This is a genomic window from Streptomyces sp. ICC4 (genome assembly GCF_003287915.1).
Lineage (GTDB): Bacteria > Actinomycetota > Actinomycetes > Streptomycetales > Streptomycetaceae > Streptomyces > Streptomyces tritrimontium.
Genome location: NZ_CP030286.1, coordinates 8,071,752 through 8,088,270, shown reverse-complemented (window position 1 = coordinate 8,088,270; position 16,519 = coordinate 8,071,752). Strand labels below are relative to the sequence as shown.

15 protein-coding genes and 2 pseudogenes are annotated in these 16,519 nt (G+C 74.7%); 8 read left to right on the top strand and 9 right to left on the bottom strand.

Annotated elements, in window-relative coordinates; all coding sequences use genetic code 11:
- Window positions 1–3 precede the first annotated feature (3 nt).
- From DRB89_RS37965 to sepH, 4 genes are all read left to right on the top strand, one after another.
- Window positions 4–906 (top strand): alpha/beta hydrolase, encoded by a 903-nt coding sequence (locus DRB89_RS37965; protein ID WP_112452518.1) that lies wholly within the window; start codon window positions 4–6, stop codon window positions 904–906.
- Window positions 907–908: 2 nt separating this feature from the next.
- Complete coding sequence (locus DRB89_RS37960) at window positions 909–2,096, top strand: nucleotide disphospho-sugar-binding domain-containing protein (protein ID WP_112454264.1); 1,188 nt, start codon at window positions 909–911, stop codon at window positions 2,094–2,096.
- The gene (locus DRB89_RS37955) at window positions 2,093–4,669 is read left to right on the top strand and encodes a class I SAM-dependent methyltransferase (protein WP_239516577.1); all 2,577 of its coding nucleotides are present in this window, start codon (window positions 2,093–2,095) and stop codon (window positions 4,667–4,669) included. The genes DRB89_RS37960 and DRB89_RS37955 overlap by 4 nt, the downstream gene beginning before the upstream one ends.
- A gap of 462 nt (window positions 4,670–5,131) precedes the next feature.
- Entirely contained in the window at window positions 5,132–6,148 is a 1,017-nt protein-coding gene (gene sepH, locus DRB89_RS37950; protein ID WP_112453347.1) for a septation protein SepH, read from the top strand.
- A gap of 75 nt (window positions 6,149–6,223) precedes the next feature.
- Here sepH and DRB89_RS37945 read toward each other — a convergent pair whose 3' ends face one another.
- The gene (locus DRB89_RS37945; protein ID WP_112453348.1) at window positions 6,224–7,084 is read right to left on the bottom strand and encodes a sulfurtransferase; all 861 of its coding nucleotides are present in this window, start codon (window positions 7,082–7,084) and stop codon (window positions 6,224–6,226) included.
- A 183-nt stretch (window positions 7,085–7,267) separates the two neighbouring features.
- On the opposite strand from DRB89_RS37945, the gene DRB89_RS37940 reads away from it, so the two are divergent.
- Window positions 7,268–8,053 carry a VOC family protein gene (locus DRB89_RS37940; RefSeq protein ID WP_112453349.1) on the top strand — a complete coding sequence of 262 codons (786 nt, stop codon included), beginning with the start codon at window positions 7,268–7,270 and terminating at the stop codon, window positions 8,051–8,053.
- A gap of 47 nt (window positions 8,054–8,100) precedes the next feature.
- Here DRB89_RS37940 and DRB89_RS37935 read toward each other — a convergent pair whose 3' ends face one another.
- Window positions 8,101–9,663, bottom strand: a complete 1,563-nt coding sequence (locus DRB89_RS37935) for an MFS transporter (RefSeq protein WP_343234856.1) — start codon at window positions 9,661–9,663, stop codon at window positions 8,101–8,103.
- Here DRB89_RS37935 and DRB89_RS37930 point away from each other — a divergent pair.
- Window positions 9,664–9,903: pseudogene (locus DRB89_RS37930) on the top strand (polyprenyl synthetase family protein); the annotation flags it as partial.
- Between the two features lie 99 nt (window positions 9,904–10,002).
- Here the strand turns inward: DRB89_RS37930 and DRB89_RS37925 are convergent.
- The 3 genes and pseudogenes from DRB89_RS37925 to DRB89_RS37915 form a co-directional block, all read right to left on the bottom strand.
- Window positions 10,003–10,182 (bottom strand): annotated as a pseudogene (locus DRB89_RS37925) (LysR family transcriptional regulator); the annotation flags it as partial.
- A gap of 10 nt (window positions 10,183–10,192) precedes the next feature.
- Window positions 10,193–11,122 (bottom strand): DMT family transporter, encoded by a 930-nt coding sequence (locus tag DRB89_RS37920; protein ID WP_112454275.1) that lies wholly within the window; start codon window positions 11,120–11,122, stop codon window positions 10,193–10,195.
- Between the two features lie 52 nt (window positions 11,123–11,174).
- On the bottom strand, window positions 11,175–12,140 hold the full coding sequence (locus DRB89_RS37915; RefSeq protein ID WP_112452534.1) for an EamA family transporter: 966 nt from the start codon (window positions 12,138–12,140) through the stop codon (window positions 11,175–11,177).
- Window positions 12,141–12,256: 116 nt separating this feature from the next.
- Here DRB89_RS37915 and DRB89_RS37910 point away from each other — a divergent pair, with 116 nt between their 5' ends.
- Window positions 12,257–12,790 (top strand): MarR family transcriptional regulator, encoded by a 534-nt coding sequence (locus DRB89_RS37910; protein ID WP_112452533.1) that lies wholly within the window; start codon window positions 12,257–12,259, stop codon window positions 12,788–12,790.
- Between the two features lie 120 nt (window positions 12,791–12,910).
- On the opposite strand, the gene DRB89_RS37905 is transcribed toward DRB89_RS37910, so the two are convergent.
- The 3 genes from DRB89_RS37905 to DRB89_RS37895 are packed head-to-tail and all read right to left on the bottom strand — an operon-like array spanning window position 12,911 to window position 15,462.
- Window positions 12,911–13,141 (bottom strand): hypothetical protein, encoded by a 231-nt coding sequence (locus DRB89_RS37905; RefSeq protein ID WP_112452532.1) that lies wholly within the window; start codon window positions 13,139–13,141, stop codon window positions 12,911–12,913.
- Window positions 13,142–13,197: 56 nt separating this feature from the next.
- Window positions 13,198–15,228 carry a 4-alpha-glucanotransferase gene (locus DRB89_RS37900; RefSeq protein ID WP_112452531.1) on the bottom strand — a complete coding sequence of 677 codons (2,031 nt, stop codon included), beginning with the start codon at window positions 15,226–15,228 and terminating at the stop codon, window positions 13,198–13,200.
- 12 nt (window positions 15,229–15,240) lie between these two features.
- A complete protein-coding gene (locus DRB89_RS37895; protein WP_112454273.1) occupies window positions 15,241–15,462 on the bottom strand; it encodes a hypothetical protein in 222 nt (73 codons plus the stop codon).
- A 227-nt stretch (window positions 15,463–15,689) separates the two neighbouring features.
- Here DRB89_RS37895 and DRB89_RS37890 point away from each other — a divergent pair, with 227 nt between their 5' ends.
- Window positions 15,690–15,923 (top strand): hypothetical protein, encoded by a 234-nt coding sequence (locus tag DRB89_RS37890; RefSeq protein ID WP_112463636.1) that lies wholly within the window; start codon window positions 15,690–15,692, stop codon window positions 15,921–15,923.
- A 31-nt stretch (window positions 15,924–15,954) separates the two neighbouring features.
- Here DRB89_RS37890 and DRB89_RS37885 read toward each other — a convergent pair whose 3' ends face one another.
- Window positions 15,955–16,512: a TetR/AcrR family transcriptional regulator gene (locus tag DRB89_RS37885; protein WP_112452542.1), complete on the bottom strand. Its 558-nt coding sequence runs from the start codon at window positions 16,510–16,512 to the stop codon at window positions 15,955–15,957.
- Window positions 16,513–16,519: the final 7 nt, after the last annotated feature.

Sequence of the window (16,519 nt, the reverse complement as noted above, 5' to 3'; positions counted from 1 at the left end):
GCGATGGCCCTCGTCCAGGCGGACTCCGTCCGCTTCCACGTCCAACAGCTCCCGGCCGGCACGGACGCCGGCCCCGACCGTCCCGTGGTGGTGTTCCTGCACGGACTGGTCGTCGACAACCTGTCCTCCTTCTACTGCCCCCTGGCCGTCCCGGCGGCCCGGGCCGGACACGAGGTCGTCCTCTACGACCTGCGCGGCCACGGCCGCAGCGAACGGCCGGCCACCGGCTACGACAGCGGCACCGCCGTGGGGGACCTGTTCGCACTGCTCGGCGAGCTCGGCCTCGGGCGGCGCCCCGTGCACCTGGTCGGCAACAGCCACGGCGGCACCCTCGCCCTGCACGCCGCCCTCGCCCGGCCCGACCGCGTCACCGGGCTCACCCTGCTCGAACCCCCGCTCAGCGGAACCTGGGTGGAGAACATGGTGGACACCCTGTCGGCGGCCGCCCTCAGCCTCGAGGACAGCCCGGTCCCCGCCGAACTGCTCACCCTGCGGCTGCGCAAGGCCGCGAACCTCACCGCGATCGCCGACGACCTGCTCAACCGCACCACGCTCATCGACGACATCGCGGCGAGCCGCACCTTCACCCCGGCCGACTACGCCGCACTGCGCTGCCCGGTCCTCATCGTCTGCGGCGAGCACTCCGAACTCGTCCCGGGCGCGCGGGAACTGGCCCGCCACGCCCCGCGCGTCACCGCGATCGAGATCCTGCCGGGCCTGGGCCACGACGTGCTGAAGGAGAGCAGCGGGGCGCTGAGAGCGGCCGTGCTCGCCCATCTCGACGCGGTGGCCGCGACGGCCCTGACCGCCCCGACGGCTCCGGTCACCGCGACGGCTCCGGCCGCTCCGGTCGCTCCGACCGCTCCGGCCGAGGAGCTCCGGCGGACGGGGGTGCTGGTCCCGTGAAGGTGCTCTTCACCGTGCCGCCGCTGGCCGGACACGTCAACCCGACCGTGGCGGTCGGCTCCGAACTGGCCGCCCGCGGCCACGAGGTCGCCTGGTGCGGCCCGGCCGGGGCGCTGTCCCGGCTGCTGCCCGAGCACGCCCGGATCCTGTCGGCCGGAGCGGAGGAGGGCGGCGAGTACGCGACGCTGCACGCCCGCTGGCGCGATCTGCGCGGGGTCGGGGCGCTGCGGTTCCTGTGGGAGGAGGCGCTGGTCCCGCTGGCCAGGGCGATGGTGCCGGGCGTGACCCGGGCGGTGCGCGAGTTCGCGCCCGACGTGCTGGTCGCCGACCAGCAGGCGCTCGCCGGTCCGGTGGTCGCGCGCCGGCTCGGCGTGCCGTGGGTGACGTCCGCCAGTACCTCGGCCGAACTCACCGGGCCCTTCACCGACTTCCCGAAGGTCGGGGAGTGGGTGGCCGAGCGGATCGGCGGACTGCTGGCGGAGTTCGGGGCTGACAGGACCGGTGGGATCGGCGGGGCCGGGGCGGACCCCACGTGGGACCCGCGGTTCTCGGACCGGCTGATCCTGGTGTTCTCCAGCCGCGAACTCGTCGGCGGGGGAACCGACTTCCCGCCGCACTACGCCTTCGTCGGACCCGCCTTCGGAGCCCGCCCGCCCGCGCCCGACTTCCCCTGGGCGGAGCTGGACCCGACGCGGCGCCGGGTGCTGGTGTCCCTGGGCACGCTCAACCAGCAGGCCGGCGGACGGTTCTACGGAGCGGTGCTGGGGGCCGCCGAACGGCTCGCCGCGGAAGTACAGCTGATCCTGGTGGCCCCCGGGTCGCTGGTCGGCACCGTCCCCGGAAACGTGCTGCTGCGGGAGAGCGTGCCGCAGCTGGACCTGCTTCCCCATCTGGACGCGGTGGTCTGCCACGGCGGCCACAACACCGTCTGCGAGGCCCTCGCGCACGGGCTGCCCCTGGTGGTCGCGCCGATCCGCGACGACCAGCCGATCGTCGCCCGGCAGGTCGTCGAAGCCGGGGCCGGGGTGCGGGTGCGGTTCGGCAGGACCAAGGCCGAGGAACTGCGCGACGCGCTGACGGCCGTGCTGGACGAACCCGTCCACCGCCGCGGCGCCCGGCGGATCCAGGCCTCATTCGCCGCGGCCGGCGGGGCCGGCGCCGCGGCCGACCGGTTGGAGAAACTCATATGAAGCGTCCCGGGCTCCCCGTGCTTTCCCCGCTCCCTTCTCTTCCCCCGTTTCCGCTGCTCCCTCCGCTCCGGGGGTACCTCGCCCTGCGCCTTCCCGCCCGCCTTCCCCGAGTCCGGTGGACCTCCGCGGTCCTGCTGGTCGCCCTCGGCGCGGGCACCGTGCGCGCCGCCCGCCGGCTGCGGGCGATCCCGGTGCTGCCCATGACCCCTCCCATGGCCGCGCCCGCCGCCGCCGGGGTGCCGCGCGCCGCGGGCTGGCGGCTGCTCACCGCCCGCGGGGTCGAACCCGACGCGGCCACCTTCCTCGCCGCCTGCGCGCACGCCGACCGGGAGGGGCTGCACGTCCTGGACCTGCTGCCCGCGGACCTGGCCACCGAACGGACCATGGGCCTGCTGCGGCTGGTCGATCCGGCCGGCTACCGCCAGGACCGGCTCGGCGAGGGGCGCGGAGCGGGCTTCGCGGTGCTCGTCTCCGAGGAGGTGCTCGCGCGGGCCGGCGTGGATCCGGCCGAGCCGCGGCCCGCCCCGGCGGAACTCCTGGCGCTGACCCGCCGTTTGAAGGAGTACGCCACCGACGCCACCGGACTGGCCATCGCACCGGCCCTGAGCTGCGGACCTCCGCCGGACGCGAGCGGAGCGGCCCGCGCCGGCGAGCTCCGGGCCCAAGGGCTGCCACCGGGGGCGCTCGCCGCCGCGCAGCTCGCCGGGCTGGCCCTGCTGGCGGGCGTGGCCGTGCGCCAGGGCCGGTGGGGCGCCGCCGCGGCGGGGCTGTACTGGATCCAGCCCTGCCTGGCCCTCGGCGGGCCCGGCACACCGCTGCGCCCGGGCGATCTGGCCCTGGCCACAGCCGCCCGGCCGGTGCGCTCCCTCGCCGCCGCCCTGCGCACGGCCGCCGCCACGGCCCGTACCCGGCGGGCCGGCGGCGCCACCCCCGAGAGCGAGCGCGAGACGGCGCGGGCCGCCGTCCGGGCCGCCGACTACCGGACCGACCTGGCAGCGGGGACCGACCGGTTCTTCGAACCGCGCCGCCAGGACTGCCCCTGGTGCGGCTCCCGGCAGCTGTCCGTCCGCGTCCGGGTGCCCGATCTGCTCCAGGCCAAGCCCGGCCTGTTCACCCTGGACGGCTGCGGAGACTGCGGGCACGTCTTCCAGAACCCCCGGCTGACCCTGGAGGGGCTGGAGTTCTACTACCGCGACTTCTACGACGGCCGCGGCGGCGAGGGGGCGGCCACGGTCTTCGGGCGGCTCGGCGCCGCCTACCGGGGCCGGGCCGAGATGCTCCGCCCCCACGGAGCCCCCGCGTCCTGGCTCGACGTCGGCACCGGGCACGGCCACTTCTGCAACGCGGCACGCGCCGTCTGGCCGGACACCCGCTTCGACGGGCTGGACATGGGCGACGCGGTGCGCGACGCGGAGCGGCGCGGCTGGGTGGAGACGGGCCACCAGGGCCAGTTCCCGGAGTTCGCGGTGAAACTGGCGGGCCAGTACGAGGTGGTCAGCATGTACCACTACCTGGAGCACACCCGGGACCCGCTCGCGGAACTGGACACGGCGGCCGCCGTCCTCGCCCCCGGCGGCTACCTGACCATCGAGATCCCCGACCCCGAATCGCGCATGGCCCGGCTGCTCGGCCCGGCCTGGCTGCCCTGGTTCCAGCCGCAGCACCAGCACCTCATCCCGGCCGCCAACCTGCGCGAGGCGCTGGCCGAGCGCGGGTTCACCGTGCTCGCCGAGGAGCACGGCCCGGCCCACCAGGGCAACGACTTCTTCGGCGCGGTGGCCCTGACCGCGACCAGGCTGGCCCCGGACCCCGACCGGCCCTGGGCCTCCCCGGCCACCCGGCGAGGGGCTCGGGCTGCCGCTCGGGTGCGAGGGGCTCGGGGAGTCCCCGGTCCGAGGGGCCTTCCCGTCCTTGCCCTTGTCCCCGGGGCCGAACCCGTCCTCGGGGGTCTGCCTGCCGCTGCCGGTGTTCTGGGCCGTACCGCCCCAGACGGTCTTGTCCCCGCTGCTGACGGCGTTCCCGGAGACCGCCTCGTAGGCGGCGATCCCGCCGATCGCGAGGGCGAAGGCGGCGGCCGAGGCCACGGCCGTGCGCTTCCACCCGCGGGTGCGGCTGCCGTGCACGGTGGCCTCGCCGAACTCCTCGTCGAGGCCCGCCGGGGGCGGGGGCGCGACCTGGCACAGCATCATCGTCCCGTCGGGCGCCCGCTCCTCCAGGGCCCCCTGCACCGGCACCTGACGGCTCTTCGGGCGGGCGCTCTCGCGCAGCTGGTCGCCGGTGCGCCGGAAGAAGTGCTGGATGACGGGCCCGCCGGCGGTGGCGACCACGCTCACGACGCCGGCGCCGAGGATGGTCCCGTAGACCCCCATCTGCGAGGCGAGCAGGGCGGCCGCGACGGTGGCCAGGGAGGAAGCCGCGACCTGAGTCGCGCTCAGATCGAGCTTCTTCTTCTCCCCGGGCGGCCCCAGCTCGATGTCCGGCTCAGTCTTCTGACCCATCGCCATCCCCTGCGTGTCCTGCCTCTCGCGTTTCGCCACTTCCTTCAGTTACTGACACATGAGCGAAACGGATAGTTCCATTTCCGGAGATTCTGTGAAGCAGGACACCCGAAAACGGACGTGCCCCCAGGTCCGGCCGGACGCGGACCCCTTTCAGGGCAGCCCAACTCCCGCCGTCCGAGACAAGTTCGGCGGCGCGGCGGTCCACCCAGGTGGCCCGAATGGAGTACTGTGGCGAGCCCTGGGGCCGTCCTTCCTTACGGATGTCCGGACCCGGGAGAGGGGGCCGGCTGATGGAGAAACGGCACTCGAGACCGGTGATGCCGCGGTATTGCACGGCTCCTGCTGCGCACAGTAATCGTTCGGTCACTGTGCGTACCCAACAGGTAACCGTGCCATAACAGCGATCAAGGGCGCATGCCCGACACGCCGGTTTAACTCGGCAAGGTAGTGGCAGGCTGCACCCGGGCAGGCCACACTCGACTAGCGGAAGCAGCGACGCACGTGACGTCGGCAGGCACCACCCGGGAGGTCCCCATGCCCGAACTGCGTGTCGTGGCCGTCTCCAATGACGGCACACGACTGGTGCTCAAGGCTGCGGACAGCACGGAGTACACGCTTCCGATCGACGAGCGTCTCCGGGCCGCCGTGCGCAATGACCGTGCGCGCCTGAACCAGATCGAGATCGAGGTGGAGAGCCACCTCCGCCCCCGCGACATCCAGGCCCGCATACGGGCCGGTGCCTCCGCTGAGGAGGTCGCCCAGATGGCCGGCATCCCCGTCGACCGCGTACGCCGCTTCGAGGGCCCCGTGCTCGCCGAGCGCGCGTTCATGGCCGAGCGGGCCCGCAAGACCCCCGTACGCCGGCCCGGCGAGAACACCGGACCCCAGCTCGGCGAGGCCGTGCAGGAACGGCTCACGCTGCGCGGGGCCGAGAAGGAATCCGTCCAGTGGGACTCCTGGCGCCGCGACGACGGCACTTGGGAGGTCCTCCTCGTCTACCGGGTCGCGGGCGAACCGCACTCGGCGAGCTGGACCTACGACCCGCCGCGCCGGCTGGTCGTGGCCGTGGACGACGAGGCCCGCTCCCTGATCGGCGAGTCGGACGACCTGCCGGCGACGCCGGAGCCGAGCTTCCCCTTCGTGCCGAGGATCGCGCGGCTGCCGCGCGACCGGCCGCTGGACCGCGCGCTCGACCGGCAGATGGAACGCCCGGTCGCGCCCGCCCCGCCGCCGGAGCCGGAGGCCGAGGAAGAGCGGGACACCCTGACGGCCCTGCTGGAGGCGGTGCCGAGCTTCCGCGGCGATCTGGTGGTCCCGGAGCCGGTGGAGGAGCCGGAGGCGGCGGAGCCGCCTGCCGCGTCGGCCTCGACCGGTGCGGGCTCCGCGTACGCGGACGTGCTGATGCCCCGTACGGTGGCGGGCCACCGCGACCGCCTGACGGGTACGACCGACCGCCAGGCGGAGGCCGACGGCGTCCGCCCCGGCCGCCGCGCGGCCGTCCCGAGCTGGGACGAGATCGTCTTCGGCACCCGCCGCAAGAAGCAGGAGTAGGCCCCGGGCCGGGCCCCGCGCGACGCGTCACGCCGCGCGGGGGCCGGCCGCGGGCGAGCCCGGGCCCTCTCGGGCCTATCCGGGCAGGTCGCCCACGGCAACCTCGCGCGCCGGGTCCGAGGACCACTCCGACCAGCTGCCCGCGTACAGGGCCGCCGGGATGCCCGCCGTCTCCAGGGCCAGGACCTCGTGGGCCCCGGAGACGCCCGAGCCGCAGTACACGCCGACCGGAGCCGGGCCGTCCGCGCGCACGCCGAGCGCCGCGAAGCGCTCCCGCAGGGTGTCCGGCGCCCGCAGCAGGCCGTCCGGGCCCGTGTTTTCCGTGGTCGGGGCCGACAGCGCGCCCGGGATGTGTCCGCCGACGCGGTCGATGGGTTCCACCTCGCCCCGGTAGCGCTCCCCCGCCCGCGCGTCCAGCAGGACCCCCGTCCGGGCCAGCGCCGCCGCCCCGTCCGCGTCCAGGAGCCCGACCGCACCGGGATTTGGCTTGAAATCACCCTCCTGTGCAGGGGTGGCGTCCGCCGAGAGGGGGCCGCCCCCGGCCGTCCACGCGGCCAGTCCCCCGTCCAGGACCCGTACGTCCGCGTGACCCGTCCAGCGCAACAGCCACCACGCCCGCGCCGCCGCCCAGCCCTGGCCGCCGTCGTACACGACCACGGGCGCCCCCGCCGAGACGCCGGCCCGCCGCATCACCGCGCCGAACGCCTCCGGGTCGGGGAGCGGATGGCGGCCCCCCGACCCCGCCGGGCCAGCGAGTTCCGCGTCGAGGTCGACGTAGACGGCGCCCGGCAGGTGCCCCGCCTCGTACGCGGGCCGCTGGTTCGGGCCGCCGAGCTGCCAGCGGATGTCCAGGAGGACCGGCGGCCGGGGGCCGGCCAGTTCGGTCTGCAGAGCGGCGGCCGAGAGGACCGGGGAAGGGGTGGCGTTCGCAGTCATGCGGGCCATTTTGCTCCCCGCCACGCACCCCGTGTAACAAGCCGGACATCGACGGGCCGCACTGATTCGGTCATCTCTCCAGGCGTGCCCCCGAACCCGGCCGGTCGGGGCGCGCCGAGCCCCTCGGGGTGGAAGCATCACTTTGGGAAACCCTCACGCGTGATCACGGAGGAGACGGCTGACATGACCGAGGCATCGGAAGCAACGCGGCGCACGCCCGGCACGCCGTGCTGGGCGAGCCTGATGGTGCACAGCCTCGGAAGCACCGAGGAGTTCTACGCCGACCTGTTCGGCTGGGAGTACGAGCCCGGCCCCGAGCAGCTGGGCCCGTACGTCCGGGCCATGCTCGACGGGCGGGAGGTGGCCGGCATCGGCGAGCTGCCGCCGGACCAGCACCTGCCGGTGGCGTGGACGACGTACCTCGCCACGGACGACGCCGACGCGACAGCCGAATCGATCCGCTCCTGCGGCGGCACGGTCGCGGTGGGGCCGCTGGACGCCGGAGCGGCCGGTCGGGTGGCCATCTGCTCGGACCCGCTGGGCGCGATCTTCGGACTCTGGCAGGCGGGCGCCCACCTCGGCACCTGGTCGGCCGGGACATCGGGCATCCCGGTGTGGAACGAGCTGGTCACGCAGGACGCCTCGACGGTCGGCAAGTTCTACGAGCACGTCTTCGGCCACGAGGCCAGGGCGCACGCGGACGCCTCCGACGACTTCGACCACCTCACGCTGTTCCTGGAGGGCCGGCCGGTGGCCGCCGTGCACGGGGTCGGCCGGGCCCTGCCGCACGACCGGGGGCCGCACTGGATGACGTACTTCGAGGTCGAGGACACCGATGCGGCCGCCGACCGGGTCGAACGGCTCGGCGGCCGGATCATCACCCCGCCGCGCGAGGGCCTCAGCGGCCGGCTGGCCACGGTGGCGGACCCGGAGGGCGCGGTCTTCGCGCTCGTCCACACCAGGCGGTAGCGGGCACCGGCCGCCGGGCCCCCGGCCCGGCGGCGTGGACGGCAGGCCTACCAGGGCGCCGGGGCGGCCTGCCGTACGGCGCCCCGCGGCATCGCGGAGGTGACCATCAGCCCGCCGATCAGACCCCCGAGCAGCACGGCTCCGAACGCCCACCACAGGGCGGTGGTGTAGCCGCCCCAGATCATCTCGGTGACCGACTCCGACGCCTCGGTGCGGCGGAGCGACTCCATGGCGACGCCGAGCAGCATGGCGCCGACCGCCTCGCCCAGCTGCTGGGCCGTGACGACGGCCGCGGAGGCCGCACCGGCGTGCCGCGGGACGACGGCGGCGGTCGCGGTGGCGAAGATCGGCACGAAGGCCAGACCGATGCCGACGCCGGTGAGGAGCATGCCGGGCAGCACCTTCACCTGGTAGGCGTCACCGGCTTCGAGGCCGGTCAGGAGCAGCAGCCCGCCGGCGGTGAGCACCAGTCCCGCGGCGATCAGGATCTGCGGCGCGGCGCGGTGCAGCAGCAGGGCGGAGACGGCGGAGCCGATGGCGACCGCGGCGACCACGGGCAGGAGGAGCAGCCCGGCCGTGGCGGATCCGTACCCGATGACCTGCGTCATGTGGAAGGTCGTGGCCGTGGACAGGATGATGAATCCGATCCCGGCCAGGAGCATGGCGAGGAGGCAGCCGAGGCGGTTGCGGTCCCCGAAGACGTACGGCGCGAGGAGCGGCTCGGCCGCCCTGCTCTGCCACCACAGGAAAGCGCCGAGCAGGAGGCCGCCGGCCACGAGCACGACCGGCACCAGGACGTTCGCCCAGCCGCGCGAGCCGGCTTCGAGGAAGCCGTAGAGCAGGGCCGCGAGTGCGGCTGAGCCGAGGCACGTGCCGAGCAGGTCGAGGCGGGCGCCGGTCCGGCCCGGGAGCTCGCGCGGCAGGGAGAGCGTGAGCAGCAGGGCGATCACCGCGAGGGGGACGGCCAGGTACAGGCACCAGCGCCAGTTCAGGGCGTCGATGAGGAAGCCGCCGGCGAGCAGCCCGAGGGCCGCACCGCCGCCCGCGATCGTGGCGTAGACCCCGAAGGCCCTGCCGCGTTCCTTGGGGTCGGTGAAGCCGGCGACCAGCAGGGAGAGCGCCGCCGGTGTCAGCAGCGCGGCGAAGACACCCTGCAGGACACGGGCCCAGAGCAGCATGCCGGGCCCGGCGGCCGCGCCGCCGAGTACGGAGACCGCGGCGAACCCGGCCAGGCCGATGATCAGGGCCCGCCTGCGCCCCACCAGGTCCGTGACGTGCCCGCCGAGCAGCAGCAGCGCGCCGAAGACGAGCCAGTAGAGGTTGAACAGCGGGCCCAGGTCGCCGCTGGCGAGGCCGAGGTCGTGCTGGACGGAGGACAGCCCCATGCCGGAGACCGTCGCGGAGAGCACGACCATCAGCTGCACCACGGCGGCCACCGCCAGGCCCCGCCAACGCCCGGGATACGGGGACCCGGAGTCCTGCAGGGGGGCCTCGGTCGGCGCCTGGGCCCAGCCCCTGAGCGGGCCCGGGGGCGGGCCGAAGCCCTGCGCGGGGACGAAGGGGCCGGGGGCGGTCGGCGCGTACTCGGGCGGTGGCGGCGGCGGCTGCAGCCGGGGCTGGGGCCGGTGCTGGGGCTGCGCGAGATGGCCGCACGCGACGGGAACCCGGACGACCTGGACCTCGTGGCGCGCCTGGACGGCGACCTGACGGACGACGCCCGCCGCGCCGAGGCCCTGACCCGGCTGCGCTCCCACCCCGCCCTGGAGCAGGCCCGCCGGGACACCGTCCGCTACGCGGAGGAGGCGCGGGCCACGCTGGCCCCGCTGCCGGAGTGCTTCGCGAAGTCGGCGCGCCTCCCCCGTCAGGTACCCCGCCAGTTCCGCGTCCGCCCGCTCCAACTGGGCGAAGACCGCGTCCGCGTGCCGCAGGACGAGGTGGGCCGCGTCCGTGAGGCGGACCCGGCGGCCCTGGGCCTCCAGCAGCGGGACCCCGAGGAGCCTGGCCAGGTTGGTCAGCTGCTGCGAAACGGCCGAGGGCGTCATGTGCAGCGCCTCGGCCGTCGCGGTCACGGTCCCCTGTTCCGCGAGGGTCCGCAGGATCCGCAGCTTCTTGATGTCCCACTCCGTCATGGGACCGAACCTACCGCCGGGCACCGAGGCCCACGCCGCCCAGGATCAGCGCCATGCACAGCAGCTGCGCCGGGCCGGTCTGCTCGCCGAGGAGGAGGAAGCCGAGGACCGCGACGCAGACCGGCTGGAGGTAGTAGACGACGCCGGAGCGGGAGGCGCCGATGAGCGAGACCGCCTTGTTCCAGGCGAAGAAGGCGACGGCGGAGGAGAAGACGCCGACGTAGAGGAGCATTCCGGCGGTGGAGGGGGTGACGTGGAAGCCGCCCTGGACCCGGACGGACACGGCGTAGGCGGGGGCCAGCATCAGCGCGCCGAGGACGAAGGTGGTGATCAGGAAGGCGAGGCCGCCCAGCTCCGCGGGCTTGCGCTTGAGGAGCGCGCTGTACGTGGCGAAGGACAGGGCGGCGCCGAACATCCACAGGTCGCCGGCGGCGAAGTCGAACCGGATCGAGCCCTTGCCGACCAGCAGCAGGACGCCGAGGGCCGCGAGGACCAGACCGAAGGTGCGCCGGGCGCCGAGCCGTTCGCCGCCGATGCGGGCGTACAGGGCCATGACGACCGGCGAGGCGGCCATGATCATGCCCATGTTGGAGGCGGAGGTGGTCAGTCCGGCCTGGTGTACGAGGGTGTTGTAGAGGGTGACGCCGAAGAGGGTGGCGAGGGCGATGTAGCCGAAGTGCTCGCGGATCAGGGCCCGCTGCCGCCAGGCCTGCCGGGCGGCGAAGGGGGCTACGGCGACGGTGGCGATCGTCCAGCGCCAGAAGACGGCCTGGACGGGCGGGATGCTGTCCGCCATGCCCCGGGTGGCGACGAAGCTGCCGGACCAGACGACCGTCGCGAGCAGGGCGAGGAGCACGCCGAGGCCGGTGGCTCCCTTCTTGGCCCGGGTGCCCCCGCTGCCGGGCTGCTCTGTCTGCGAAACGGTACGGACGCGGTCCATGACGGCCACTGTGTGTCTCCCCCTCGGGGTTCGGTGTGTGTCGATCGTCGTCCTACCGTCGCACCGAGTCACCCGTCAGGTCTATCGAAACATTTCGATCGATTTCTTCAGCAGAACTGAACGGTTCAGCGGCAGGGGCCTCGGTGGCCCGACGCCTGGACCGTGCCGCCCCACCCGCCGTCTGCCCCGCGAGGGTCGCGCCGAGGGCGACCGCCATGCCCAGCACCTGCACCGGGGACAGCCCCTGACCCAGCGCCGCCCAGCCGATGACGGCGGCGGTCAGCGGGGAGAGCACCCCGAGCAGGGTGACCGAGGTGGCGGTCAGCTGCCCGATGCCGCGCACCCAGAGCCAGTACGCCAGTCCGGTGTTGATCAGCATCATGTAGCCGTAGCCGAGGAAGGCCTTGCCGTCGAGCGCGGGCGGCGCCCCCTCGACCAGTACGGCCAACGGGATGATCATCAGCCCGCCCGCGGTGAGCTGCCAGCCGGCCATGGCCAGCGGCCCGGCCCCCTCGGGGCGCCCCCAACGCTTGGTCATGACGGTGCCGGCGCCCATCGAGACCGAGGAGACGACGCCGGCGGCGATGCCGACGAGATCGAGCCGGGCTTCGGCCGTCAGCACCACCATGCTCACTCCGAGGGCCCCCACCACGGCGGCCACCACGGTCCGCGGCCGGGCCCGCTCCCCCAACAGCAGGGCGGACAGGCCCACGACGAACAGGGGGCCCGCGGCGCCCAGGACTGCCGCGACCCCGCCGGGCAGGCGGTAGGCGGACAGGAAGAGCAGCGGGAAGAAGGCGCCGATGTTGAGCGCACCCAGGACGGCGGACTTCCACCACCACTGCCCCTTGGGCAGGGTCCGGGCGAGGCCGGTCAGCAGCAGTCCGGCGGGCAGGGCCCGCATCACCCCCGTGAACAGCGGCCGGTCGGGCGGCAGCAGCTCGGAGGCCACGACATAGGTGGAGCCCCAGGAGATGGGGGCCAGGGCGGTCAGGGCGATGACGGCGACGCGGTTCACGACGGTTGCTCCTCCGGCAGGGACGAGTAGCTCACTTGTAAGTAGCTTAGCACTAAGCTACTTAGAGACAAGCAACTTTCTTGCGAAGGAACAAGCGGAAGCCGGATACTGCGGCCATGACCGAGCCCAAGCCCGCAGCCGCGCCCGCAGCCGCACCCGAGGTCGCCAAGGACCCCGTCGACGCGATCGCCGATCAGTGGTTCGCGGTGCGACCCGCCCTGGACACCGCGCCGATGGCCGTCTTCGGACGGATCTTCCGGATCGCCAAGGCCATGGCCGAAGAGATGGACAGGGCCTACTCGCGCTACGGGATCGTGCGCGGGGAGTTCGACGTCATCGCCACCCTGCGGCGAAGCGGAAGCCCGTACACCCTCTCGCCCCGCCAGCTGTCGGCGACGCTGATGCTCACCACGGGCGGTATGACGGGACGGCTGGACAAACTGGAGAAGGCCGGGCTGCTCTGCCGCAAGCCCGATCCGCACGACCGGCGGGGGCTCCAGGTGACGATCACCGACCGCGGCCTCGGGATCGTCGACGAGGCGGTCGAGGCGGGTCTGAACGCACAGCGCGCGGCGCTCACCGGGCTCGACGAGGCCGAGGTCGCGACCCTCACGGCGCTGCTGCGCAAGGTGCTGGCGGGGGTCCCGTGAGCAGGCCCGGTCCCGGGCCCGCCCGTCACGGGATCAGGCCCGCGATCAGGCCCGGGACCGGGTCCGGGCATGACGGCGCGCCGGAGGTCCGTACGGACCTCCGGCGCGCCGGAAGTTTTCCTACTGCTGCTTGCGCGACTTGTCGCCGACCATCACCAGACCGGTGATGACCAGGAACAGCACGATCGGCGCGGCCACGTACAGGCCCAGCGTCTCGGCAATGCTCAGGCCCGGACCCGGGTCGTCGCCGTCGTCGCGGGTGAGCGCGAGGGCGGGAGACGTCATCAGCAGCATCATCAGCGTCGTTCCGGCCGTGACGGCGCCGGCGCGCAGAGCGTTCTTCTTGTCCACGGTGCAAACGTAGCGAACACCCAAACGACCCGCGCGCCCGGGGGTGCCGTACGGGTTCACCCCCCGTCCCGCACCGCGCTCAACAGGGAGTTCGCGCGCGGCGAGGCCGCCAGGGCCTCCAAGGTCAGCGGCCGGCCCTCCGCGTCGGCGACCGGGAGCCGCCAATTGGGGTACTGGTCCCAGGTGCCGGGCAGGTTCTGCGGCCGCCGGTCCCCCACCGCGTCGGGCAGCCAGACCCCGACCAGCCGGGCCGGGGTGCGCAGCAGGAACCCGTACAGGGCCCGTACGGCGGCCTCCTCGTCCTTGGTGTCCAGGCCGAGGTCCTCCAGCACGTCCAGCCAGCGCGCGGTGTCGGCCGCGTCCTCGGCCCGCTCCCGCTCCAGCGGGCGGGTCAGCAGGCCGAGCCGGTCGCGCAGTTCCACATGGGCTCCGGCCAGCTTCGCGGCCGTGGGCGGCAGGTCGTGGGTGGTGGCGGTGGCCAGGCAGTCGGACCGCCAGCGCTCCGCCTCCAGCGGCTCCCCGTCGCCGCCCCAGTCCCGCTCGAACCAGAGCACCGAGGTGCCCAGCACCCCGCGCCGGGCCAGCGCCTGACGGACCCCCGGCTGCACGGTGCCGAGGTCCTCGCCGATGACCAGGGCCCCGGCGCGGTGCGCCTCCAGGACGAGCAGGGCGAGCATCGCCTCCCCGTCGTACGAGACGTACGCGCCTTCGGCGGGCGGGGCCCCCTCGGGGATCCACCAGAGCCGGAACAGCCCCATGACGTGGTCGATGCGCAGGGCGCCCGCGTACCGGAACACCCCGCGCAGCAGGGCCCGGAACGGCTCGTACCCGCCGGCGGCCAGCCGGTCGGGGCGCCAGGGCGGCAGCCCCCAATCCTGGCCGCGCGCGTTGAAGGCGTCCGGCGGGGCCCCCACCGAGACGCCCTCGGCGTAGTGCTCCGAGCCGGAGGCGTCCGAGCCCTCCGGGTGCACCCCGACGGCCAGGTCGTGCACGATGCCGACCGCCATGCCGGCCTCCTTGGCGGCCCGCTGCGCGGCGACGAGCTGGGTGTCGGTCAGCCAGACCAGCCAGCGGTGGAAATCGGCCCGGGTCTGCGGGTCCTCCCCGGCGTGCGCGGCGCACCAGGCGGCGTGCCGGTCCAGCTCCGCGCCCTGCTCGGCGCGGAACCTGCCGTAGGCCGCCTCCCGTTCGGGCGTGCGCGGGACCGCGTAGAGCAGCTCCAGGGCGGCCCGCTTGAGGGCCCAGACGGCGTCCCGGTCGATCAGCGCGCCCTTCTCCAGCACCTCGCGCCGCAACTCGCCGCCGCGGTCCGCCAGTTCGGTGAGGGCGGCCCGGTTCGGGCCGGCGGCGCACTCGGGGACGTCCTCGATCCGCAGGTGCACCGGGTCGGGGAAGCGGCGCGAGGAGGGCCGGTACGGGGAGGGGTCGGTCGGGGTGCCGGGCACCGCCGCGTGCAGCGGGTTGACCTGGATGAAGCCGGCTCCGTGGACGCGGCCCGCCCAACGCGCCAGCTCCGCCAGGTCGCCGAGGTCGCCCATGCCCCAGGAGCGCTCCGAAAGCAGGGAGTACAGCTGGACGAGGAGCCCGTGCGTGCGCCCGGGCGCGGCCGGGGCCCGGTCGGGGGCCACGATCAGGGTGGCCGTCGCGGTGCGGCCGTCGGGGGCTTCGGCGCGCATCCGGTGCACGCCGAGCGGCGGCTGCCCCGAGGGCCCGCCCCGGGACCCCGGCGGGCCGCCGAAGGCCTCCTGGAGCCCCGCGGCCGCCCCCGGCGACCCGGCGGCGGCCTCGGTCACCCCGCCGTCCTCCAGATCCAGCCGGATCCGGGTCCCGGGCGGCAGCGCGCCCAGCTCCGCGGGCGCCCTCGACCCGGCCCACCACACCAGCACGCGCGGCAACAGCCGCTGGGCCGCCTCGTGTTCGGCCGCCGCGAGGTGTGCCCGTACGGACTCCGGGGTGTCCGTGTCCGCCCCCAGCCGCCGCAGTACGGCGGCGACGGTGGACTCCGGAACCCGGACGGTGACGTCCTCGGCGGGCTGGTAGGTGGTGGCGACGCCGTTCAGGGCCGCCAGCCGGGCGAGGTCGTCCATCGGATTCCTTGTCTAGTCACCCGCGGCGGCGGCCGCGGCGGAAGTGGTCGGCTCGCTGGTCAACGGGGCCTCGCAGATGAGCGGGGGCTCGCTGGTCAGCGGGGCGTGCGCGGCATCGGCGAGCGGGGGCTCGCTGGTCAGGGGCGCTTCGTAGGGCCCGGCCTGCGCGGGCAGGTGGGCCAGCGGCGGCCGCTGTGTCGGGGCTGCGGCAGTGGCCGGAGCGGGGGTGGGTATGGCGGTCCCGGGGGTCTCGGTGTTCACGGCAGGCACTCCTTTGTGCGTGAGGATCGGTCAGGAACATGGAACACCGCCGGAGAACACCGCAGCCATACCCAGTCGGACGCATCGCATTCCTGGCCGATCCCGGTCAGACCGCCCGCGGGCGTTGACACCCGGCCGTACGGATGGTGGGGTCGGGCCCATTCGTACGAGCGGGGGACGACTCGGGACGAGGAGGCTCCGTGCGGCTCAGGGGCAGCAAGCGGGCGACGGCCGCGGCCGTCGCCGTCATCGGGACGCTGCTGGGCGGCTCGGTGGCCGTGGGTCCGCCCGCCGCGTTCGCCGCTCCGGCCGCGCCCGGCACACCCGCGGGGCCCGCGGGGCCCGCGGGGCCGGGCACTCCCGCCTCACCCGGCACTCCTGCCTCGATGGTGTCGGCCATCGCCGCCGAGCTGGACCGCCTCGCCCGGACCTGATCCGCCCGGCCGGGGACCCCGGCCGGGCGGATCAGGTCCGGGCGAGGCGGTCCAGCTCGGCGGCGATGGCCGACACCATCAGCTCGCGGGCGTGCGCCAGGGGCAGGCTGCCGCTGAGCCAGCGCGAGCTGAGCCCCTCCACGAGGGCGGTCAGCCGCTCGGCGGTGCCGGCGAGGGCCGCGGCCCCGGCCATGGGCCGGACGCGGCCGAGCAGCTCGCCCACTTCCTGGACCCAGACGAGGGTGGCCCGCGCGAGGTCTTCCCGCAGGTCGGGGTCGAACACCGCGCTGGCCCGGAGCTCTCCCCAGGCCGTGCTGTTCTCCCGCACCCCGGGGTCGTCCTGGAACTCCAGGAGGAGGGTCTGCTCCAGCTCGCCCTGGGCGTCGAGCGGCGGATCGGCCGGATCGCGATCCGTGGTGTACCGGCCCGCGCGGTCGTTGATGAACTCCAGCGTCGCGCGCAGGATGCCCGCGCGGTCCTTGAAGTGGTAGTAGATCAACGCCGTGGACACTCCCGCCTCCGCGGCGAGCTCCTCCACGCGCAGGCCTCGGACGCCGCGCCGGGAGATGACCCGCGCGGCTCCTTCCATGATTGCT